The organism is Candidatus Pelagibacter sp. HIMB1695, from assembly GCF_052047655.1.
Taxonomy (GTDB): domain Bacteria; phylum Pseudomonadota; class Alphaproteobacteria; order Pelagibacterales; family Pelagibacteraceae; genus Pelagibacter.
This window is the reverse complement of record NZ_JBNAJT010000002.1, coordinates 167968-189546: the sequence shown is the minus strand read 5'-3', so window position 1 is coordinate 189546 and position 21579 is coordinate 167968. Positions and strand designations below refer to the sequence as shown.

The window sequence follows — 21579 nt, the reverse complement described above, 5'->3', positions numbered from 1 at the left end:
AAATGTCTAATATTACTCTTGGGATTATTGGGGGCGGCCAATTAGGAAGTATGCTTGCAATTGCTGCAAAAAAAATAGGGATAAAGATAATAATCTTTTGTGATGATTTAGAAGCTCCAGCTCAAAATTTTTGTGATGAATTTATTGGCGCAAAATACGACGATAAAGAAAAAATAAATGAATTTGTAAACAAAGTTGATATCGTAACTTATGAATTCGAAAACATACCATATGAAACATTAAATGATATCAACAAGTTCAAACCAGTTTTACCAAAACCCTCAGTTAATAGATTAATTCAACATAGGTTAGCAGAAAAAGATTTTGTTAATAAATTAAATATAAGAACAACTAGATACGTCTCTGTTGAAAATGAGTCTGAATTTGGTGTACTTGAGGATTTTTTACCAGGAATAATAAAAACTACTACATTGGGCTACGATGGGAAAGGACAACATCCTGTATCATCAATAGAAGAATTAAGAAATCTTAAATTAGATTTATCAAAAGGATACATTTTAGAAAAGTTAGTTAAGCTTAAAAAAGAGATATCGGTAATTATAACTAGGTTTGGTAAGAATAAATTTGAAATTTATGAACCTATAGAAAATACCCACGAAGATCAGATCTTAAAACATTCAAAGATACCAGCAGATATAAATGAAAAAATATTTAATCAGTCTAAAGATTGGGCAATTCTTATTGCTGAGGAACTTAAATATGTTGGTACTCTATGTGTAGAATTCTTTATAGATAGAAATGATAATCTTTATGTAAATGAAATTGCTCCAAGAGTTCATAATTCTGGACATTTAACAATTAATGCTTTTAATGTAAGTCAATTTGAAAATCACATTCGAGCTGTTTGTGGACTTGAACAAATACCTTTAAAAAAATTATCAAATGCAAAAATGATAAATTTACTAGGGGATCAAATATCTCAATACAGAAATTCTCCAAAACTTAAAGATAATGAATTCTTTTTTGATTATTTAAAAAAAGAAATTAAAAATAAAAGAAAAATGGGTCATATCACTATTCTAGAATAAAATGTTAAAATCAATTGAAGGAAATTTTGATGATCCAGAAGTTCACAAGCTTTTAACCAAGCATTTTGTTGAACTTAGAGCTGCCTCACCAGAGGGAAGTGCTCATGTTTTAGACATTCCAGGTCTTAAAGTTCCATCTATAAAATTCTGGAGTTTATATAATAACGATCAACTAATGGGATGTGGTGCATTAAAATTTTTAGATAAAGGTCACGGAGAATTCAAATCAATCAGAATTCATGATAATTTTAGAAAAAAAGGACATGGTGTTATAGTTATTAATCATCTAATAAGTGAGGCAAAAAAATTAGATATTAAAAAATTAAGTATTGAGACAGGTGCTGGAGAATTTTTTATTCCAGCTAGAAAACTCTTTAAATCTTGTGGTTTTGAGCCTTGTGAACCATTTGCTCACTATAAAGAAGATGTTAATTCTGTTTATTTGACTAAATTGATTGCTACAGATTGACAATAGGATTGAATAACTTCTCTATTTTGTTGACAAAACCCATTAAAATCTAAAGAAAGCCAAGATTACTTAATTATAAATTTAAGTAATAATTAATATAACAAAAAGTAAGAAGAAATAATATGAGTCTAACAGGTAAAGTAAAATGGTTCAATCCAACCAAAGGTTTTGGTTTTATTGAAAGAGAAGACAAAGAAAAAGATGTGTTTGTACATGTTTCAGCAGTAAGAGATGCTGGTATGAACGGTTTAGATGAGGGTCAAGCTTTGACTTTCGATGTTGAAGATGGTCCTAAAGGTCCTTCAGCAGTTAACTTAAAAACTGCATAATTTCACACTTCCTATTGGCTGAAAAAATTTTATTTTTCAATAAATAATTTTATTCAGCCAATACCAAACTTATAAAAAACAACTTTTAGTCAAAAAATTTAATTATATAAGTTGTATTTAAAATAATAAAAATTTATGATCGGAATTTTAGGTGGAATGGGTACTCAAGCTGGTCTTGATTTTTGCAATAAGCTTGCAATACTTAATAGAGGTAAAATTGATCAAGAATATCCTTTGTTTGTTTTGTATAACAAATCAAATATTCCAGGAAGACCAGAATCTATAGGCACTCAAACAAAAAACTTATCAAATCTAAATACAAATAAATCCAATAAAACAAAATATAATAAAGTTTTAAAAAGTCTTCTTGAAGGTTGTAAGTTATTAGAAAAAAATAAATGCAAATTTATTGTTATCCCATGTAACACAGCACATTATTGGTTTGATGATTTGCAAAAAAAAATAAATATTCCAATTATAAATATGCCAAAGGAAGTTTTAAAATTTACAAAAAAAAATTGTAAAAAAAATTCAAAAGTTGGTTTATTGGCTACTGAGGGTACTTTAAAAACTGGAGTGTATAATAAATTTTTTGATCAGAGCTATCAATTGGTTAATCCATCTCAAAATCTTCAAAAAAATTCAGTAAATAAAGCAATCAAGTTTGTAAAAATGGGTAATGTTAGAGCTGCCGAAAAAGCTATTAAACCAGCTATTAAATATTTACTGAAAATGAAATGTAAAAAAATAATTTTAGGTTGTACTGAGTTACCAATTGCAATATTCGCCTTTAAGTCATTTAAGAATATTAAATCTTCAAAAATATTTTTAGATCCAAATTTAATTCTTGCCCACTCTGCAATGCAGAAACACAAAAGATAAACAGTGACATCTAAAATTGATAAGCCCTACGTTTTAAGAGTTGCTGAACTAATATATTCTAAAATAATTGAGATAAAAAACCAAAATCCTGAAGTTAATAACATCCAAGCATTTGAGATTTTCATGACAACAAAAGATTATGATTTTATTAGCTCAGGAAAATTTCATGAAAATTGGATATCTGAATTAAAAGATAATGATTTTATTGATAAAATTACTGGTAAGAAAATTAATGAAGAAACATTAAGACTTTTAGACATTCAAAAAGATTCTATGGTTAAATTTTTGCTTAAAATACCAAAGTTGTATTATACAAAAACTCATTTCCCTTTGGAATTATCTCAAAGAGCCTTTAATCATCTTTGGAGAGTTTGTGAAAGTTATGAAATGTGGTGTAAAGAAACTAAGCAAAAAAATTTGATTCAATTAAATTTAATTGATTAAATTTAAATTTATTAATTACAGTGATTAAGGTATTCCCATTTATATTTATTTTACTTTGGTCATCCGCATTTATAACTACAAAACCAATCATTGATTACAGCGATCCTTTTGCTGCGTTGGCATTTAGATTTGCACTTGTAGCATTTGGTTTTTTAATTTTTTCTATCTATTCAAGGCAGAAAATAATTGTAAGTAAAAGAAATTTTATACAATCTTTTTTCAGTGGAGTTCTTTTTCATGGATTTTATTTAGGAGGCGTTTTTTATTCAATTTCTATTGGAATGCCTACTGGCCTTGCTGCTTTAATTGTAACACTTCAGCCAATACTAACTAATGCATTGAGTGGGCCAATACTTAAAGAGAAGGTTTCTATTAAACAATGGATAGGTGTTTTACTAGGATTTATTGGAGCATCATTGGTTCTCGGTTTTGAAATTGGAACAAAAATTCCAACTGCTGGATTAATTGCAACCATTATAGCTTTGATAGCAATAACAAGTTCAACTCTTTGGCAAAAAACAATAAGCAACAACCTACCCTTATCAGTAAGTAATATGAACCAAGCACTTGGAGGTTTTGCATTTCATTTATTAATTATAATTTTCTTTGCTGATCCTTACATTGAATTTTCAAAAACATTTATAATTGCAATGAGTCATCAAATTTTTTTAGTGTCTTTTGGAGCATTCACAATACTTATGTTCTTAATTAAAAAAAATTCTGCAAGCAAAACAGTTTCGATATTTTTTTTAATTCCTCCTACATCTGCATTTATGGCATGGTTATTTTTAAATGAGAAATTATCTAATTTAGATCTTTTAGGATTTTTTATAGCTACTATTGGTGTTTATATTGCTACTAGAGATAAATAATTACTTTGCAATATATCCAAATTCTAAAGATGCGTCTGTTATTGAGTGATAAAGAGATTCACCAAAACTTCTTAATCCAAATATTCTAAATTTATCTGGATCATCATCAAGCATATCAATAGTTACTGACATTCCGTTATAAGTAGAATTTAAACATTGATTTTTTTCTAGCTCACCAAAATTAAATGGGCATCCTTTTTTTAAAACTTCCTTAGCCTCCTTACCTTCAATTTCAATTATTGCTTTTGAATGAGATATGTCTGTTATTGCAAATTCATTATCATTAAATTTTTGCTCTATTTCATTTAAAGTGTCCTTTTTCTTAGAAACTAAAATCCAATTTTTTGGACTGTTCCAAAGTATTCTTGTGTTATCATTAAAGCTAACTAGAGATGGATTGTCCCTTAAATATAGGCCATCTGCCTGTATGTTGTCTAATGATGAGTTTGAACTTTTGTACTGAACTATCTGTACTATTAATAAATTAGTAGTTTCAGATATTGAAAGTAAATTATTATCATCTTTACCTTCGAAATCTCCAAATTGACCTTTTGCATGCACATTATTTAAAGCTGAAATTAAACTCATGATCTAACCCTTTCTCCTTTTGGATCCACATAATGTGATGAAACTATCTCTACTGGAATTACTTTATTTTTTAATGGAGACATTACAAATAATTTTTCTCCAATCATGTTTTTTCCATCTTTTAATATTGCTAATGAAAATGGATTGTCATGCTCAACACTCCAACAAGAAGCTGAGATATGACCTAATTTTTTATTTGGCAAAGGAGCGTTAGCGTCTTTAACTAAGTGCGAACCTTCTGGAATACTAGTTTTTTTATCCAATGGAACAACGCCTACAATTCGCTGTCTATCTTCAGCTACAAAAGCTGATCTCTGTAGTGATCTTTTTCCAATAAAATCTTTCTTTTTACTCAATAACCCTTCTAATGCATTGTCGTAAGGAATTGTTCTTCCATCTAATTCAGAACCTGCAACATGCCCCATTTCAATTCTAAGTGTAGACAATGCTTCAGTTCCATATGGTTGAATTTGAAACTCTTCTCCAATTTCAATTATTTTTTCCCACATAAATCTTCCATTATCAGACTCAACATTAACTTCGTAAGCTAATTCACCTGAAAATGAAATTCTGAAGATTCTAGCTTTAACACCAAATAAATCGCCCTCGACATATCCCATAAATGGAAGACCTTCATTGGATACATCTGTTTTGGGAAACAATTTCTGTAATAAATCTCTTGATTTAGGGCCTGCTATAGCAGCTCCTGCCCATTGCTCAGTTGTTGAAACTACATTTACATTAAGTTCAGGCCAAACAAGTTGCAAATAATACTCTAAATGCGAAAGCACATTGGCTGCTTGAGCAGTAGTTGTTGTCATGTGATAGTGGTTTTCTGAAATTCTAGTAGTTGTACCATCATCCATTACTATTCCATCTTCTCTTAACATCACTCCATATCTTGCTTTTCCAACAGGTAACTTTAACCATGCATTTGTGTATACTCTGTTTAAAAATTCTGCAGCATCAGGACCCTTAACGTCAATCTTACCAAGTGTTGTTACGTCACAAACACCAACGTTTGTTCTTACATTTTTCGCTTCTCTTTTTGATGCTTCGAACAAAGTTTCGTTTCCTCTTTTATAGTATCTTGGTCTTAACCAAACTCCTGCATCAACAAAAACAGCGTTATGCTCTTCATGCCAATTGTGAATTGGAGATTTTCTAGTTGGTTTTGAATGCTTTCCTACTTCTCTACCAACAATAGCACCGATAGAAATAGGTGTATAAGGAGGTCTAAAAGTAGTGTGGCCAACGGATGGAACAACTTTATTTTCAATCTCAGATACTAATTGTAGTCCATTTAGATTACTTGTTTTTCCTTGATCTGTTGCCATACCTAAAGTGGTATATCTTTTCACATGTTCAATCGATCTATAACCTTCTCTTAATGCAATCTCTACATCAGAAACAGCAACATCATTTTGAAAATCTAAAAATCTTTTATAACTTTTACCTTTTGGTAATGGAACACACCAAAACTTATCATGTTTAGAATATTTTTTTTCAACTACATTTGGAATGGATATTTCATTATCTTTATCAGTAATTTTTTTTGATAATTCTTTTCCTTTTTCAAATGATGTTTTTAAAGTTTCTTCTAGAGTAAACACACCATTAGCAGCACCCAAAGTTGTTTCATTTTGTTTTGAAACTCCTGGAACAAACGCGTCTATCTCTTCATTAAATTTAGTTTTATTTCCTGATTGTGAAGCCAAATGAATTGTAGGTGTCCAAAATCCAGAAACACATATACAGTCACAATTTATATTTTCTATTTTGCCAAGTGTTTTTTTGTCTTCAGAAATAGTCGCCACATCAGCTGATTTTACTTTTTTATAACCTTGTGCTGCAACTACTACATATGAATTTTTAATATTAATTCCTAAATTTTTTGCTTCATCAATAATTTCTGATTGTGGATTTGATCTTGAATCTAAAACTATAGGCTCAACTCCATGTTTTTTAAATTCAATTGCAGTTTCATAGCCACTATCATTGTTTGTAAATACCAAAGGTTTTTTTCCAACTAAGACGCCATAAACTTTTAAATATTCTTTAGCTGCAGATGAAAGCATTACTCCAGGAGTATCATTATTTCCAAAAACAATTGGTCTTTCAATTGATCCAGATGAAATTAAAACTTCTTTTGCTCTAATATACCAAAGTCTTTTGTTTGGATGATATTTTTTAGTTTTAGGTAAATGATCACTAACTTTTTCAGACATTACCAACATGTTGTGATCATAATATCCAAAAACTTGAGATCTATTTTTTACTATTACGTTTGGCATTTCTTTCAATTCTGAAATAATACCATCTGCCCAATCTTTTCCTGATTGATTACCGATATTCACATCACTCGTTAATAATGAACCGCCATATCTTGGTTTATCTTCTGCTAAAATAACTTTGGCTCCGTTTTTGGCTGCAGAATAGGCACTCGCTAAACCTGATGGCCCAGATCCAGCAATTAAAAGATCACAATACTCATATTTATGTTCATATCTCTCTTTGTCATGTTTTGTTGAAGCTACACCTAATCCAGCTGCTTTTCTTATAAACGGCTCATAAATTTTATACCAAAAGCTTTTTGGCCACATAAAAGTTTTGTAATAAAATCCAGCAGGTAGAAATATCTTTAAAAAATTGTTTATTGCTCCAATATCAAAGTTAACACTTGGCCAACAATTAACACTGCTTGCCTCTAATCCTTCAAATAATTCTTGTTCAGTTGCTTTAATATTTGGCTCGGTTTCACCATTTCTATAAAGTTGAACAACTGCATAAGGTTCATCAACTCCTGCACCAAAAAACCCTCTGGGTCTGTGATATTTAAAACTTCTACCGACTAAATGAACACCATTTGCAAGTAAAGCTGAAGCTAATGTGTCACCCTCATAACCAAAATAAGATGTGCCGTTGAACTTAAAAGAAATTTTTTTATTTCTATTTATTAAGCCACCTGTTTCTATTCGATAACTCTGCGTCATTAAGCAATTTCTTCGTTAGCTTTATAAGTTTTAAAAATTTCATGTGTTGCAGTATCTCTTTCAACTTTTATCCACTGTCTGCAACCAGATAAATGCTGCCAAAGTTCTAAATGTTTTCCTCTGGGACTAACTCTATTGTATACGAAATTATCCCATTCTTGATCTGTGACTTCTTTATTTAGTTCTGGTCTTTTAACAGTAGCATCTCCACCATAAGAAAATTCATTTTGAGATCTCATTCCACAATGTGGGCATTTAATATGTAACATTTATGAAATCCAAGTTTTTGTACCAAGACCTTTTTCATCAATAAGATGACCAGTACTAAATCTGTTCAAACTGTATCCTGCATTTAATTCATGAACTCTATCTTGAGCAATAGTATGGGCAAATGTCCATCCTGATGCTGGAGTTGCTTTAAAGCCTCCGTAACACCATCCACAATTTAAATACAAACCATCAATATGAGTTTTATCAATTATTGGTGAACCATCCATTGACATGTCCATAATCCCACCCCAAGTTCTTAACATTTTTAATTTACTTAAAAATGGCATCATCGCAATTCCTTCGGTTAAAACATGTTGTAATGTTGGAAGATTACCTCTTTGAGCGTAACTATTGTAACCATCGAGGTCTCCACCCATTACCATTTCACCTTTATCTGATTGACTAATATAAAAGTGACCTGCACCAAAAGTTACAACTTTATCTAAAACTGGTTTCACTGGTTCAGAAACACAAGCTTGTAAAAGATGAGTTTCAATTGGCAAAGTCATATTTAATTTTTCTGCTAAAATATTTGTGCTACCAGCAACGCATAGACCTACTTTTTTTGCTTTAATGTTTCCTCTAGATGTTCTGATCCCTTTTATTTTTCCTGCAGAAACATCAAAACCTGTGACTTCACAATTTTGAATTATATCTACCCCCATCGAGTCTGCTTGACGTGCATATCCCCAAGCAACTGCATCATGACGGGCAGTTCCAGCGCTTGGTTGCATCAATCCACCAAAGATCGGAAATCTTACGTTATCTGAAAAGTCAGCCATTGGAATTAATTCTTTTACTTCTTCTCTATTCAAAAGAACTGCATCAATTCCGTTTAATCTCATCGAATTTCCTCTTCTTGCGTATGCATTCATTTGTGCATCTGAGTGTGCAAGATTAATTATTCCTCTTGGAGAAAACATTACATTGTAATTTAAGTCCTGACTCATCTTCCTCCATAGATCCATTCCAAACTCACTGAAAAGACCATTCTCATCATGCATGTAGTTTGATCTGATAATTGTAGTGTTACGTCCAACGTTTCCACCGCCAATCCATCCTTTTTCAATGATGGCTACTTTTGTAATTTGATGTTCTTTAGCTAGATAATATGCGGTAGCTAAACCATGACCACCACCTCCGATGATAACAACATCGTACTCTTCTTTAGGATTTGGATCTTTCCAAGCTAAATCCCAATTTTGATGACCAGTTAATGCGTTTTTAACCAAGCTAAAAATAGAATACTTTTGCATAGTGGAATTTTATATTAATGAATTTAAATAGTTCTTATTTTTTTTATATATATATTTTAGAAGTTTCGAAAAATCTCAAATAAGATAATTATTATGCAAAAAAATTTACAATAAAGGATAACGAATGAGTGAAGTAAAATCAGATATACAAATAGCTAGAGAAGCTAAAATGCAACCAATAAATGATATTTTAGCAAAGATAAATGTACCTGATGAAAGCTCTGCGTTTAGTCCTATGGGCAGACATATCGCAAAAATAAATTTAGAATATTTAGAGCAACTAAAAGACAAGCGAGATGGAAAATTAATTTTAGTAACTGCTATTACTCCTACTCCAGCAGGTGAAGGAAAAACTACAACTTCGGTTGGATTAAATGATGGTTTAAATAAAATTGGAAAAAAATCTATCGTATGTCTTAGAGAACCAAGCTTAGGTCCTTCTTTTGGTATGAAAGGTGGAGCAGCTGGTGGAGGTTATGCTCAAGTCGTTCCAATGGAACAAATAAATTTACATTTCACAGGTGACTTTCATGCAATTACTTCAGCTCATAATTTGTTATCAGCGTTAATCGATAATCATATTTATTGGGGAAATAAACTGGATATCGATGTTAGAAGAATTGTTTGGAAAAGAGTTATGGACATGAATGATAGATCGTTAAGATCCATAAATATAAACTTAGGTGGTGTAGCAAATGGTTTTCCAAGAGAAGATGGTTTTGATATTACAGTTGCATCAGAGATAATGGCAATCTTTTGCTTATCAAATGATCTAGAAGATTTAGAAAAAAGAATTGGAAATATAACTATAGGATATACTAGAGAAAAAAAACCAGTTTACGCAAAAGACTTAAATGCTCAAGGTCCTATGACAGTTCTTTTAAAAGAAGCTATCAGACCTAATGTTACACAAACTTTAGAAAACAATCCTGCAATTATTCATGGTGGTCCATTTGCGAATATTGCTCATGGTTGTAACTCAGTTATTGCAACAAAGACTGGTTTAAAATTAGCAGACTATGTTGTAACCGAAGCAGGATTTGGTGCTGACCTTGGTGCAGAAAAGTTTTTAGATATTAAATGTAGAAAATCAAATTTAAAACCGAGCTGTGTAGTAATTGTTGCAACTATAAGAGCTTTAAAAATGCACGGTGGTGTTGTTAAAGATAATTTAAAAAATGAAAATGTTGAAGCTTTAAAAAAAGGGTTAGTAAATTTAGAAAGACATATTCAAAATGTTAAAAAGTTTGGTTTACCTGTGGCTGTAGCAGTTAATCATTTTATAAAAGATACTGATAACGAAGTGAAAGCACTTATAGATTTCTGTGATAATTTAGGTGTTAAAGCTAGTCTGTGTACTCATTGGGCAAATGGTGGTGAAGGTACAAAAGAATTAGCAGCTCATGTTTCAGAATTATGTGAAAAAGATGAAGCTAAATTTCAATTTTTATACGAAAGCAAAACACCTTTGTTTAAAAAAATAGAGACTATTGCAAAAGAAATTTATAGAGCAGATGAAGTAATCGCTGATACAAAAATTAGAGATCAACTTAAGAATTTTGAAGAAGCTGGATATGGTGATTTACCAATTTGTGTTGCAAAAACTCAATACAGTTTTTCAACAGATCCAAATCTTAAAGGAGCGCCGACAGGTCATGCTTTACCAGTAAGAGAAGTAAGGCTATCATCAGGTGCAGAGTTTATTGTGGTTATTTGCGGTGCAATCATGACTATGCCTGGATTACCTAGGGTTCCTGCAGCTGACTCTATTAAACTAAATGAAAAAGGTGAGATAGAAGGATTATTCTAAATTAAGATAACTCAACCAATTTTCTAGTTCTCTCATTCTGGAAATTTTATCTAATTTTTTGTTTTCTATTTCTATATTTTTAATGTGATCATCAATATGATTTTGATCTTTAAAAGCACCACGTTCTAGAAGTCTGTCTTTTCTAAAAATGATTAAGTTAATCATTTTATTATATGTAATTTCTGGATGGTACTGAAGTCCCCATACATCACAATTTCCAATTTTAAAATTTAAACCTTGAACGTTATTAATTGGGTTCGAAGCTAGCAGTGTAGAATTTTCTGGAAGTGTAACAACTTCATCAAAATTAAATGCTGGAGTATTAAACTTTTTATCTTTGTTTTTATATAATGGATGATTTAAACCATTTTCATTAATTTCAATATCTCTTGCAATCCCTCTGTGTGACCCCTTCTCAGCTTTTTTTACTTCGCCACCAGCGGCGGTTACTGCAACTTGCATCCCCCAACAAATCGCTAGAACTTTTTTAATTTTTTTCTGACACTCTTTCATAAATTCTATTTGTCTTAAAATTTGAGGTGTCTTGTTATAAATATTTAAACTACTGCCACCCCAAATAAGACCATCATAACTTTCTAATGGATCAATATTCTCGCTTATCTTTTCATCTGAAGATGGATTAACTACATCTATATTTAGTTGATCAGTAAAATGAGAAAGACTATGTTTTAAGCTTTCTGTATGAGTTTGAATACCTGCTTCTGTAAAACTTTGATTTTCCTCTTGTAAATTACCTTCTACCACCAAAATTTTCTTCATTAAAATAACTCTCCTGAAATACTTTTTTTATACATTTCTTTTAAATCATCTTTTGTTATTTTTTTTGGATTGCCTCCTGTAGATGGATCTTCAAATGCCATTAAAGAGAGTTTTTCTAAATCAATTTCATTACAATCCATAACATCTGAAAGTTTATGAGGGATGTTTAATTCTTTACGCAAATTTAATATCCATTCTAAAAAGCTTTCAAATGTACTATTTAGATTAAGATAATTACAAATAGATATAATTCTGTTTTCAATAACTGATTTATTGAAAGTTAAAACATAAGGCATAAATATCGCGTTACTTAAACCATGATGTACATCAAACTGTGCATTTATTGGATGACTTAAAGAATGTATTGCACCAAGACCCTTTTGAAAAGCAGTAGAACCCATGCTAGATGCTGCTAACATTTCAGATCTAGCTTCTATGTTAGTACCATTTTTATAAACCTCTATTAAAGAATTTTTAATTAACCTTATACCCTCAAGCGCGATACCATCTGCCATTGGGTGAAATCCAGGTGCACAAAAAGCCTCGAGATTGTGAGCAAGTGCATCCATTCCTGTTGCAGCTGTTATTCTTGGTGGAAGATCTTTAGTTAAATTTGGATCTAAAATTACAATAGAAGGTAAAATTTTTGGATGAAAAATTATTTTTTTTATTCCTGTTTCTTCATTAATTATGGCTGAAGCTCTTCCTGTTTCTGAGCCTGTTCCTGCGGTAGTTGGAACCGCTATAATTGGAGAAATTTTATTTCCATCAGCTCTTGTCCAATAATCACCTATATCTTCAAAATCCCATATAGGTCTTTTTTGACCGCACATAAAAGCTATTCCCTTTCCGACATCTAATGCACTGCCTCCACCAAAGGCAATTACTCCATCACATTTTTTTTCTATATATAAAGAGACCCCATCCATTACGTTTTTTCCAGTTGGGTTTCCTGAAAATTGTGAAAATACTTGTAAATGATCAAAGTCTTTTTTTAATTTTTCAATTACTTTTGAAGTCATTGGTAGATTTAAAAGATCCTTGTCAGTTACAAAAAGTGGACTTTTAATTTTTAAGCTCAAACAAGCGTTTGCAAGATCTTCTATTTTACCTGCTCCAAACCAAATAGTAGTAGGATAATTCCAATTCATATTATTTTTATAAAAAGAATATATATATTTGATTAATTAATCACTTAAAAATTAATTATTGATTAAATCTAAATATAATGCAGCAGACCAAGAAAAATTATTAGCTCCATAAGGAGTTCCTGATTTACAACTGTAATATTCATGAAAATTCTTTTCATGTATTAAATCCAAGGTGAGTGATTTGATTTTATTAGCAAATTCTGGATCTTTTTCTAATAATCCTTTGTATAAAATCCAATTACAATTAATCCAAACAGGTCCTCTCCAATATCTTATCTCCTCAAAATATTTACTATCAGATTTTATCGAAGAAAAAAAATATTTTTCATTCGAATTATATTCTTTTAAACTTTGAATTACTGAGTTATTAATTTCTTGATTTTTTAAATCTGCAAACAATATGAAATAATTTGTAATTGAAGGGATTTCTAATGATTGCTTATTTAAAATATCAAATGAGTAAAATGAATTATCACTTTTGTTATATAAACTAATTAATTTATTCTCAGTTTGTATTATTTTTTTTTGTATTGATGTGCAGTCAATATTATTTTTTGTTGCAATATCGACTAGATCTTTACAAGCTTTCAAAAATAAAGAATTAAAACCTATATCAGCGACATTAAACATTGAAATATCATAGAGTTTTTCAGGATTATATTTTTCATTTCTGAACTGATTTAAAAGAGTAATGTAACAATCATAGTCCCTTTTAAGTGGTCGTACATCACTACTTGAAACATCTAAATCTCTTCTTTTGTATTCAAGATTTTCTTCAATTAAAATTTTACTTAAAGGAAAATCCCATAAAGGTGAATTATCTGTGCCACTTTCCCATGGATGTAATATAGAAACTAAACCAGTATCATTTGGGTCTCTATATTTGTAAAACCATTCTAAATAATTTTTTGTTTTTTTTACTAAATTCAAAATTCTTTCCATTTCACTAGAACTAAATTCATGCTTATCCAACATTAATTTTAAAATACTTGAGACTATAGGTGGTTGAGTTATTCCAGATGATGGAATTTTATCACCACACTGCCAAGTATTATGATTGGGAAAATAATTTTCATCCTTATGATGAAATAAAATATGAGGAACCATACCATCAGACCATTGTCCCTCGAACAACTTTTCTAGCTCAACTATTGCATATTCTTTATTAAAATAAGAATAACCGAGTGCTATATATGCTGAGTCCCAATTCCATTGGGCTGGGTATAACTTATTATTTGTGGGCAGAGTATATCCCTCACGCCTATTATTTAATAAAATATTTTCAGCTTCTCTTTTTAACAAACTCATTAACCCTTAACGCTCCCTGATGTTAATCCACTGACTAAATATTTTTCAAAATAAACAAAAATAAATAAAATTGGTAAAGTTACAACTACTGAACCAGCCATCAAATATTGTCTAGGCGTTTCAGCTCCAACATTTAAAAACTGTATCGCTCTTGATAGTGTAAATGAACTAGGACTATCCAAAAACATTAGTGAAAATAAAAATTCATTCCAAGCAATCATGAATACATATAATGCTACAGAGGCAATTGCTGGTAAACTTAAAGGTAAAATGATTTTAACAATAATTCCAAACCAATTTTGTCCATCCATTATACCTGCTTCTTCAAGTTCCTTTGGTATACTTTTGAAATATCCTTGAAGCATATAAATTGCAACTGGCAGTGTTGTAGCTGTATAAATAATCAATAATCCAAATACAGAATTTCTTAAACCTAACTGGCTAAAAACAGTGTAGAGAGGAATTACAAGCACTATTGCAGGAAACATATAAATAATTAAAATAGAGGTAGATAAAAAGTGTTTTCCAAAAAAGTTCAATCTTGCAACTGCATAAGCTGCTGGGATCCCAAGTAATAATGTAATTATAACCGTACCTACTGACACAATTGAACTATTAAGCATATACTTGCCAAAATTATATTCTGTAAAAACTACAATATAGGATTTGAATAAGGTTTTTATATCTTGTGTTAAATCAACACTGAAATCTAAAGGATTAATTAATAAAAGAGCTTGAGTTTTGAAACTTGTTACTAACATCAAGTAAAATGGGAATAAAATTACAAAAGAAAAAAAAATTATTCCAAATAAAGTTAAAAAATCAAAAAATATAATTTGTGCTGAAAAATCATAACTAAAATGTTTCTTGTTATAATTAAATAGCTTATTTACAAAAAATAATAAGATCAGAAATGTACCTATATAATGCCAAATAGGTAAAGAACTATTAATAAAATAATCAACTAACACAAACACAGATGCTAATAAAATTACTTTAAATAACTTGTTTAATTTTTCACTTAAGAAAATCGAAATAATAGAAATTATAATTCCACTTAAAAAATAAAAATTGAAATTTAAAGTTTTAAGTTCAATTCCTTGTAATGTAGAAAGAATTTTCCAAATAGAAATTAGAGAAAATAAAAAAAATGAAGAAATTAAACTGAAAGTAATAATTGATTTAACTCTCATTGGCTCTTTTTCCTATCAACTTAAAATAAATTAACATAAAAAATAAAAGTAATAATACAATGACCATTGATACAGCAGATCCCATTCCAATATTTCCTATTGAAAATCCCTGTTCATAAACATTTATTGGGAGTGTTCTGGTACCTGATGCACCACCTGTTAATAGAAAAATATCTTCAAACTTGTTAAAATTCCAAATAAATCTAATCATAAATAAAATTGAAATTACTGCTGTAATCTGCGGCAATGTTATATTCATAAATTTGGTGTAAGGACCTGCTCCATCAATATCTGCAGCCTCATAAAGTTCTTTAGGAACTGCTTGAAGTCTTGCTAAAATAAAAAGGAAAGCCAAAGGAAAATATCTCCAGATTTCAAAGATAATAACAGTTGTTAATGCTAATCTTAATTTAAATTCAAAACCAAAAACAAAAATAGATACATACTTTTGACCTAACAAATTTATTGGCTTATCTATAATATTATAATTCAGTAGAAGGTTGTTTAAAGTACCGCTATTAGGATCTAATAAAAGCTCCCAAGTAAATGCCAAAGCCACAACTGGAGCTACATAGGGAAACAATAACGTACTTCTAACAAAGCTTCGACCTCTAAACTTTTGATTTACCATTTGGGCTGACAAAATTCCAAAAACAATTGCACCCACTGTTCCAAAAAAAGTATAATAAAATGTTGTTAATAATAAATCTTTAAATTCATAGTTTGTGATTACTTTTTTAAAATTTGACAAAGTAAAATCACTTGTCAAAAGAATGTTATCTGCTTTTCCTTTTAAATAAGGTTTATTTAATTTAAATTGTTTTTTATCAATCTTTTCACCATTTTTTGTTTCAAAAAAAATTACAAATTGCTCTCTGTATTTTTTTGACCAATTACCAAAATCACACTGAACTTTATTTGAAAGAAACTTACATCTCTGATCTAAATCAATTGGGTTAACATTGCTTGGGAATTTATCCTGGAATTTAACATCTCTAATGTCTTGAATTAAGGAACTATTTCTTAATTTATAGATAATCTTAATTTTTGTATCTTCGTTTTTAATAGATTTGACTATTTTTTTTGCTCTTGGCTCTGGAATTCTTATATCTTTTAATTGAACTTCTTTAAAACTAATCCAAACATTTGAAAATATTGGAAATAATACTATTGCAAATACGATTAGAACTGCAGGCAAAGTTAAAGCATAGGCAGTTCTTTTTTCTATTTTTGAAAGTGAATTACTCATAAAAAAAGCGGATAATTAATATTATCCGCTTTTTTAAAAAATTAAAATTAATTGAACTGTTTTAATGCTTTGTTAATCATATCAACTGCTTCATCAACATCGATTTGATCATCAATATACAATCTTGTGATACGGTTTAAGAACTGAGAATTTATTATTTTAGAAGCTTTTGAAAGTTTACCTTCTTTAACTCCCCATCTACTCGCTGTATCTAAACCAGCAACAATATTATTGATAACATCTGCTGAGTACAAATCTGTCAAAGCAGCTTTTCTATCAACACCGACTGGTAATTTGCTCCAAGCTTTAGTGAAAGCCTCAGGATCAGTTGAGTTACCTCTTCTTACAGGAAACTTACCTTCTGGTGCAATTGATAATGTACTCGTATAACCTTCATCCATTGAATACATTATAAATTGTTTTGCTTCATCAGTGTCAGCATCTGCTGTTATTCCAAAGTATCTAACATCTGCCCAAGCAGCACCACTTTTATTACCTGGTCCACTTAAATTAGTTATAAAACCAGTTTTAGATGCAAGTTCAGATGATGTTGGGTCGTCATTAATTGTTGGTGGAGCTGAATCTCTTAAGCCAGCAAGTTCATCCATAATAAATGGAGACCAAATAATCATTGGAGTTTTTCCAGCAAAATAAAGTTCTCTTGACTGTTTCCAGTATAATTCTCCTGGAGGACTTGCTTTAGCTATTGTTTTATAAAACTCTAAAGCTCTTTTTAATTTCCAGCCTTGATTACCTTTTTTTACTATATTCACTCCGTTAGCCAATAAAACATGCTCTAAAACTTGACTCATAAAGTTTTCATCTGTTTTAGTTGCAGCAACAAAACCAAACATATCATCAGAAGATAATACCTCTACTGCTTTAACAATGTTTTCATAACTTGTTGGTGGTTCTAAGCCTGCTTTTTTAAATAAATCTTTTCTATAAACGATCATTTGTGTCCAACCATCTACAGGAACAGCAGCTATCTTATTTCCTTTTTTAGCCATCTTTAAAGCACCAGGTGCAAAAGTTTTCTTACCTAATTCTTTAACCACGTCATTGTTAGCATCAACATCTAAAATTCCAGCTTCAGCCCATGGCAATACATACTGTAGTGTATGATAAATTACATCAGGTAAATCACCTGCAGCAGCTGCAGCAGTTGCTCTTTTACCTAATTCTTTTTCATCGATTGGAATAACTTCAACTGCAATACCAGTTTTTGCTTCAAAGGCTTTAGCCATATCTTCTTGCTTAGCCATTCTTGCTGGTTGAGTTTCAGTTGTCCAAAACTTGATATCTGCAAAAGCAACATTGTTTATAAAAAATGCTACAGCAGATAATAGTATTAAAGTTTTTTTAAACATAATTACCTCTTGTTAATTATTTATTTAAATCTTAATATTTTTTAGAAAAAATTTCTTATGCAATAGTGTCATCCCTGTAATGCTTTAATTTCAAGAATTTTTAAAAAAACCTTTATTTAAAGGCTAAATTATTGCCGTCGAATAAATGGCATTTGCTTAGATCGAATCCTAAACTAAGACTATCTCCAACATTGACTTTACTAGCTCCATCAGTTTGGACTACTAATGGCTCCCCATCTTTTTCTAGATATAAAAAAGTAGATGAACCTAATTTTTCAATTACGAATACCTTACTCTCCCAGCATTTTTCACCACTATTGATTAAGATATGCTCAGGTCTAATACCAATCTTTACATTATCGCCAGGTGAAACTTTATCTGAAGTTTTTGGAACGATAATTTTTCCTTGTCCTGAAATTTCAACTTCGGTTACAGAATTATTAGAACTTATAACTTTAGAATTAATAAAATTCATCTTTGGTGAACCGATAAAACCCCCAACAAATAAATTTTCTGGCTCATTGTATAATTTTAAAGGTGATCCTTTTTGAGAAACTATACCCTGATCCAATACAACTATATCATCTGCGAGTGTCATTGCTTCTGTTTGATCGTGTGTAACATAAATCATTGTTGCATTTAATTGATCATGCAATTTAGCTAATTCTACTCTCATCTGAACTCTTAAAGCTGCATCTAAGTTAGACAAAGGTTCGTCAAACAAAAATACTTTTGGTTTTCTTGTAATGGCTCTACCAATTGCAACTCTTTGTCTTTGTCCTCCTGACAATTGTTTTGGTTTTCTCTCTAAGTATTCTTCAATTTGCAGAATTTTAGCAGCCTCCATAACTCTTTCAGTAATTTCTTCTTTAGATTTTTTTTCAATCTTTAATCCAAAAGCCATGTTGTCAAACACAGTCATATGTGGATACAAAGCATATGATTGAAAGACCATTGCGATATTTCTTTCTTTAGGAGGAAGGTCATTTACAACTTGTCCATCTATTGAAATTGTTCCTGAATTGATCTCCTCTAAGCCAGCAATCATTCTTAACATTGTTGATTTACCACATCCGCTTGGTCCAACCAATACAGTGAAAGATTCACTTTTAATATCTAGAGACACATCTTTGATCACATGTGTAGATCCAAAAGATTTATTTATATTCGAAATATTTATCTCTGCCATCTTAAGTTAATATTTATATTGTATTTTCAGTTTATATTTGATTATATTTATTTAGCACATTTATAAACTGGAGAAAACACAATGAGCAAAATTGCAATTATTGGAGCAGGACCTTGCGGTCTATCAATGTTAAGAGCATTCGAACACTTAGAAAATAAAGGTGAAAAAATTCCCGAAATAGTTTGTTTTGAAAAACAGGAAGATTGGGGAGGTTTGTGGAATTATAATTGGAGAACAGGTAGTGACCAATATGGAGACCCAGTTCATAATAGTATGTATAGATATTTATGGTCCAATGGTCCTAAAGAATGTTTAGAATTTGCTGATTATTCTTTTGATGAACATTTTGGACAACCAATTCCTTCTTTCCCTCCAAGAGAAGTTTTGCAAGATTATATTCTTGGAAGAGTGAGTAAAGGCAAACTTAAAAATAAAGTTAAATTAAATACAAAAGTAACCAATGTAACTTTCAGAAATGAAAAATTTGAAATAACTTATCAAGACAAAGTTAAAGATGAAATTTCAAAAGATACATTTGATTATTTAGTAGTTTCTACTGGTCATTTCTCAGTTCCTTTTATTCCTGAATATAAAGGAATGAATTCTTTTCCTGGAAGAATAATGCACTCACATGATTTTAGAGATGCTGAGGAATTTAGAGGAAAAGATGTTATTGTTTTAGGAAGCAGTTATTCAGCTGAAGATGTTGCTTTACAGTGTAATAAATATGGAGCTAATAGTGTAACTATTGGATATCGAAATGCACCTATGGGATTTAAATGGCCTAAAGGTATGAAAGAAGTTCATTATCTGGATAGATTGGAAGGAAAAAAAGCAATCTTTAAAGATGGTACTGAACAAGATGCAGATGCAATAATATTATGCACTGGTTACCTGCATCACTTTCCATTTTTAGATGAAAGTATAAAGTTAAAAACACATAACAGATTATATCCACCAAAATTATATAAAGGAGTTGTTTGGCAAGATAATCACAAACTTTTATATCTTGGTATGCAAGATCAATTCCATACTTTTAATATGTTTGATTGCCAAGCATGGTTTGCAAGAGATGTGATTATGAGGAAAATTAAAATGCCAAGTGCTGATGAAATCAACAAAGATATCAATAAATGGGTTGCTATGGAGGAAAAATTAGAAAACCCAGATCAAATGATTGATTTTCAAACTGAGTACACAAAAGAACTTCATGATATGTCTGATTATCCAAAAATAGATTTTGAATTAATCAGAAAACATTTCAAAGAATGGGAACATCATAAAGTAGAAGATATCTTAACTTACAGAAACAAATCGTTTTCATCACCTGTTACAGGTTCTGTTGCACCTATACACCATACTCCATGGGAAACTGCGATGGACGACTCGATGAAGACTTTTTTAAATAAATAATTAATAGTTAATTTTTAATTTTTTATTTTTTGTGATTGCACTTAATAGTGCATACATAAGTGGTATTTTATTTTTATTAATTTTTTTCAAAATATAGGGTGCAATCTCTTTAGCTAGTTCTGCGCCCTCTACTGTATCATTTTTCATAAATTTATTTTTTGCAATTTTAAAAGTATAACCTTTTCCTAAGTATTCCCCCATTTTACTATTCCTTCCTCCAACTGCACTAACATATAGGTCGCCAACTCCGGCTAACCCATGAACTGTTTCTTTTTTACCTCTGAAATATTTTATTAAATATTCCATTTCATCCAATGATTTTCTAAATAAAGCTGAAGCAGTATTTTCACCTTCACCCGATCCAATAATCATTGAATATATGTTTTTAATTGCAGATGAAAATTCAACGCCTTTTACATCACTTGAATATTCTGTTTTGTAATATTTAGTCGAGATCAATTTTCCTATATTTTTTGCAATATTAATATTCTTGTTTGCTATCACGGTGTAACTTTTGATTTTTTTTGCTAACTCTTTTGCCAAACAAGGTCCTTTTAAAACTGAAATATTTAAATTTTGATTTCCTTTGTTTAGCTGCTCAGACATAGTAATAATTTTTTTATTATTTCGATCATATTTAAGACCTTTGGTCAAAACGAGAATAGAAACTTTTCTCTTTATATTTTTTAAATGCTGTCTAACCATTTCAATTCCAATAGAACTTACTCCAACAACAACTAAGTCCCATTTTTCATTAAGTAAGTCTGATGAAAATTTTTTGACAAAAACTCTTTTGGATAACTTAAGTTTTAATGCTGGATGAAATTTGTTTTTGGTTATTAATTTATTTAATAGATCTTTACTGTAAGGCTCGGTTAAAGTTACTTTATGATTATTATCAGCTAGGGGAAAAGTAAATGCAGCACCCATTGCACCCGCTCCTATTATTAAAACTTTTTTCATA

Annotated in this window: 20 protein-coding genes; 8 read left to right on the top strand and 12 right to left on the bottom strand. The window is 30.2% G+C overall.

Features of this window, described 5'->3' with window-relative positions:
• Positions 1-2 precede the first annotated feature (2 nt).
• The 6 genes from ACTTAX_RS07390 (at position 3) to ACTTAX_RS07365 (ending at position 4045) form a co-directional block, all read left to right on the top strand.
• The gene (locus ACTTAX_RS07390; RefSeq protein ID WP_440693994.1) at positions 3-1049 is read left to right on the top strand and encodes a 5-(carboxyamino)imidazole ribonucleotide synthase; all 1047 of its coding nucleotides are present in this window, start codon (positions 3-5) and stop codon (positions 1047-1049) included.
• A 1-nt stretch (position 1050) separates the two neighbouring features.
• Positions 1051-1518, top strand: a complete 468-nt coding sequence (locus ACTTAX_RS07385; protein WP_440693993.1) for a GNAT family N-acetyltransferase — start codon at positions 1051-1053, stop codon at positions 1516-1518.
• Positions 1519-1640: 122 nt separating this feature from the next.
• A complete protein-coding gene (locus ACTTAX_RS07380) occupies positions 1641-1847 on the top strand; it encodes a cold-shock protein (RefSeq protein WP_075506166.1) in 207 nt (68 codons plus the stop codon).
• Between the two features lie 135 nt (positions 1848-1982).
• Entirely contained in the window at positions 1983-2729 is a 747-nt protein-coding gene (locus ACTTAX_RS07375) for an aspartate/glutamate racemase family protein (RefSeq protein ID WP_440693992.1), read from the top strand.
• Between the two features lie 3 nt (positions 2730-2732).
• Positions 2733-3173, top strand: a complete 441-nt coding sequence (locus tag ACTTAX_RS07370) for a hypothetical protein (RefSeq protein ID WP_440693991.1) — start codon at positions 2733-2735, stop codon at positions 3171-3173.
• A 20-nt stretch (positions 3174-3193) separates the two neighbouring features.
• A complete protein-coding gene (locus ACTTAX_RS07365) occupies positions 3194-4045 on the top strand; it encodes a DMT family transporter (protein ID WP_440693990.1) in 852 nt (283 codons plus the stop codon).
• Here ACTTAX_RS07365 and ACTTAX_RS07360 read toward each other — a convergent pair whose 3' ends face one another.
• Genes ACTTAX_RS07360 through ACTTAX_RS07345 form a run of 4 tightly spaced genes read right to left on the bottom strand, consistent with a single transcriptional unit; the run spans position 4046 to position 9152 of the window.
• Complete coding sequence (locus ACTTAX_RS07360) at positions 4046-4633, bottom strand: sarcosine oxidase (protein WP_440693989.1); 588 nt, start codon at positions 4631-4633, stop codon at positions 4046-4048.
• Positions 4630-7626: a sarcosine oxidase subunit alpha family protein gene (locus tag ACTTAX_RS07355; protein WP_440693988.1), complete on the bottom strand. Its 2997-nt coding sequence runs from the start codon at positions 7624-7626 to the stop codon at positions 4630-4632. Before ACTTAX_RS07355 ends, ACTTAX_RS07360 begins: the two co-directional genes overlap by 4 nt.
• Positions 7626-7895, bottom strand: a complete 270-nt coding sequence (locus tag ACTTAX_RS07350) for a sarcosine oxidase subunit delta (protein ID WP_075506172.1) — start codon at positions 7893-7895, stop codon at positions 7626-7628. The genes ACTTAX_RS07355 and ACTTAX_RS07350 overlap by 1 nt, the downstream gene beginning before the upstream one ends.
• Positions 7896-9152, bottom strand: a complete 1257-nt coding sequence (locus ACTTAX_RS07345) for a sarcosine oxidase subunit beta family protein (RefSeq protein ID WP_440614112.1) — start codon at positions 9150-9152, stop codon at positions 7896-7898.
• A 124-nt stretch (positions 9153-9276) separates the two neighbouring features.
• Here ACTTAX_RS07345 and ACTTAX_RS07340 point away from each other — a divergent pair, with 124 nt between their 5' ends.
• On the top strand, positions 9277-10962 hold the full coding sequence (locus ACTTAX_RS07340) for a formate--tetrahydrofolate ligase (protein ID WP_440693987.1): 1686 nt from the start codon (positions 9277-9279) through the stop codon (positions 10960-10962).
• Here ACTTAX_RS07340 and ACTTAX_RS07335 read toward each other — a convergent pair.
• The 7 genes from ACTTAX_RS07335 to ACTTAX_RS07305 all read right to left on the bottom strand — a co-directional run bounded on the left by ACTTAX_RS07335 (position 10954) and on the right by ACTTAX_RS07305 (position 19202).
• Positions 10954-11742 carry a type 1 glutamine amidotransferase gene (locus tag ACTTAX_RS07335; RefSeq protein ID WP_440693986.1) on the bottom strand — a complete coding sequence of 263 codons (789 nt, stop codon included), beginning with the start codon at positions 11740-11742 and terminating at the stop codon, positions 10954-10956. The genes ACTTAX_RS07340 and ACTTAX_RS07335 overlap by 9 nt on opposite strands.
• A complete protein-coding gene (locus ACTTAX_RS07330) occupies positions 11742-12893 on the bottom strand; it encodes an iron-containing alcohol dehydrogenase (protein ID WP_440693985.1) in 1152 nt (383 codons plus the stop codon). Before ACTTAX_RS07330 ends, ACTTAX_RS07335 begins: the two co-directional genes overlap by 1 nt.
• 51 nt (positions 12894-12944) lie before the next feature.
• The gene (locus ACTTAX_RS07325; RefSeq protein WP_440693984.1) at positions 12945-14201 is read right to left on the bottom strand and encodes an MGH1-like glycoside hydrolase domain-containing protein; all 1257 of its coding nucleotides are present in this window, start codon (positions 14199-14201) and stop codon (positions 12945-12947) included.
• Positions 14201-15394 carry a carbohydrate ABC transporter permease gene (locus ACTTAX_RS07320; RefSeq protein ID WP_440693983.1) on the bottom strand — a complete coding sequence of 398 codons (1194 nt, stop codon included), beginning with the start codon at positions 15392-15394 and terminating at the stop codon, positions 14201-14203. Before ACTTAX_RS07320 ends, ACTTAX_RS07325 begins: the two co-directional genes overlap by 1 nt.
• Positions 15384-16643, bottom strand: a complete 1260-nt coding sequence (locus ACTTAX_RS07315; RefSeq protein ID WP_440693982.1) for a carbohydrate ABC transporter permease — start codon at positions 16641-16643, stop codon at positions 15384-15386. Before ACTTAX_RS07315 ends, ACTTAX_RS07320 begins: the two co-directional genes overlap by 11 nt.
• Positions 16644-16690: 47 nt before the next feature.
• The gene (locus ACTTAX_RS07310; RefSeq protein ID WP_440693981.1) at positions 16691-18013 is read right to left on the bottom strand and encodes an ABC transporter substrate-binding protein; all 1323 of its coding nucleotides are present in this window, start codon (positions 18011-18013) and stop codon (positions 16691-16693) included.
• A 112-nt stretch (positions 18014-18125) separates the two neighbouring features.
• Positions 18126-19202: an ABC transporter ATP-binding protein gene (locus tag ACTTAX_RS07305; RefSeq protein WP_440693980.1), complete on the bottom strand. Its 1077-nt coding sequence runs from the start codon at positions 19200-19202 to the stop codon at positions 18126-18128.
• A gap of 81 nt (positions 19203-19283) precedes the next feature.
• On the opposite strand from ACTTAX_RS07305, the gene ACTTAX_RS07300 reads away from it, so the two are divergent.
• Entirely contained in the window at positions 19284-20615 is a 1332-nt protein-coding gene (locus tag ACTTAX_RS07300; protein ID WP_440693979.1) for an NAD(P)-binding domain-containing protein, read from the top strand.
• On the opposite strand, the gene ACTTAX_RS07295 is transcribed toward ACTTAX_RS07300, so the two are convergent.
• The gene (locus ACTTAX_RS07295) at positions 20616-21578 is read right to left on the bottom strand and encodes a 2-dehydropantoate 2-reductase N-terminal domain-containing protein (RefSeq protein WP_440693978.1); all 963 of its coding nucleotides are present in this window, start codon (positions 21576-21578) and stop codon (positions 20616-20618) included. It abuts the gene before it with no gap.
• Between the last annotated feature and the right edge of the window lies 1 nt (position 21579).

What these genes read in the sequence shown, in the direction of transcription:
- ACTTAX_RS07335 (WP_440693986.1), bottom strand. Translation starts at nt 11,742, where the DNA reads ATGAAGAAAATTTTGGTGGTAGAAGGTAATTTACAAGAGGAAAATCAA.
- ACTTAX_RS07305 (WP_440693980.1), bottom strand. Translation starts at nt 19,202, where the DNA reads ATGGCAGAGATAAATATTTCGAATATAAATAAATCTTTTGGATCTACA.
- ACTTAX_RS07385 (WP_440693993.1), top strand. Translation starts at nt 1,051, where the DNA reads ATGTTAAAATCAATTGAAGGAAATTTTGATGATCCAGAAGTTCACAAG.
- ACTTAX_RS07330 (WP_440693985.1), bottom strand. Translation starts at nt 12,893, where the DNA reads ATGAATTGGAATTATCCTACTACTATTTGGTTTGGAGCAGGTAAAATA.
- ACTTAX_RS07320 (WP_440693983.1), bottom strand. Translation starts at nt 15,394, where the DNA reads ATGAGAGTTAAATCAATTATTACTTTCAGTTTAATTTCTTCATTTTTT.
- ACTTAX_RS07350 (WP_075506172.1), bottom strand. Translation starts at nt 7,895, where the DNA reads ATGTTACATATTAAATGCCCACATTGTGGAATGAGATCTCAAAATGAA.
- ACTTAX_RS07300 (WP_440693979.1), top strand. Translation starts at nt 19,284, where the DNA reads ATGAGCAAAATTGCAATTATTGGAGCAGGACCTTGCGGTCTATCAATG.
- ACTTAX_RS07355 (WP_440693988.1), bottom strand. Translation starts at nt 7,626, where the DNA reads ATGACGCAGAGTTATCGAATAGAAACAGGTGGCTTAATAAATAGAAAT.
- ACTTAX_RS07380 (WP_075506166.1), top strand. Translation starts at nt 1,641, where the DNA reads ATGAGTCTAACAGGTAAAGTAAAATGGTTCAATCCAACCAAAGGTTTT.
- ACTTAX_RS07375 (WP_440693992.1), top strand. Translation starts at nt 1,983, where the DNA reads ATGATCGGAATTTTAGGTGGAATGGGTACTCAAGCTGGTCTTGATTTT.
- ACTTAX_RS07340 (WP_440693987.1), top strand. Translation starts at nt 9,277, where the DNA reads ATGAGTGAAGTAAAATCAGATATACAAATAGCTAGAGAAGCTAAAATG.
- ACTTAX_RS07310 (WP_440693981.1), bottom strand. Translation starts at nt 18,013, where the DNA reads ATGTTTAAAAAAACTTTAATACTATTATCTGCTGTAGCATTTTTTATA.
- ACTTAX_RS07345 (WP_440614112.1), bottom strand. Translation starts at nt 9,152, where the DNA reads ATGCAAAAGTATTCTATTTTTAGCTTGGTTAAAAACGCATTAACTGGT.
- ACTTAX_RS07295 (WP_440693978.1), bottom strand. Translation starts at nt 21,578, where the DNA reads ATGAAAAAAGTTTTAATAATAGGAGCGGGTGCAATGGGTGCTGCATTT.
- ACTTAX_RS07390 (WP_440693994.1), top strand. Translation starts at nt 3, where the DNA reads ATGTCTAATATTACTCTTGGGATTATTGGGGGCGGCCAATTAGGAAGT.
- ACTTAX_RS07315 (WP_440693982.1), bottom strand. Translation starts at nt 16,643, where the DNA reads ATGAGTAATTCACTTTCAAAAATAGAAAAAAGAACTGCCTATGCTTTA.
- ACTTAX_RS07325 (WP_440693984.1), bottom strand. Translation starts at nt 14,201, where the DNA reads ATGAGTTTGTTAAAAAGAGAAGCTGAAAATATTTTATTAAATAATAGG.
- ACTTAX_RS07360 (WP_440693989.1), bottom strand. Translation starts at nt 4,633, where the DNA reads ATGAGTTTAATTTCAGCTTTAAATAATGTGCATGCAAAAGGTCAATTT.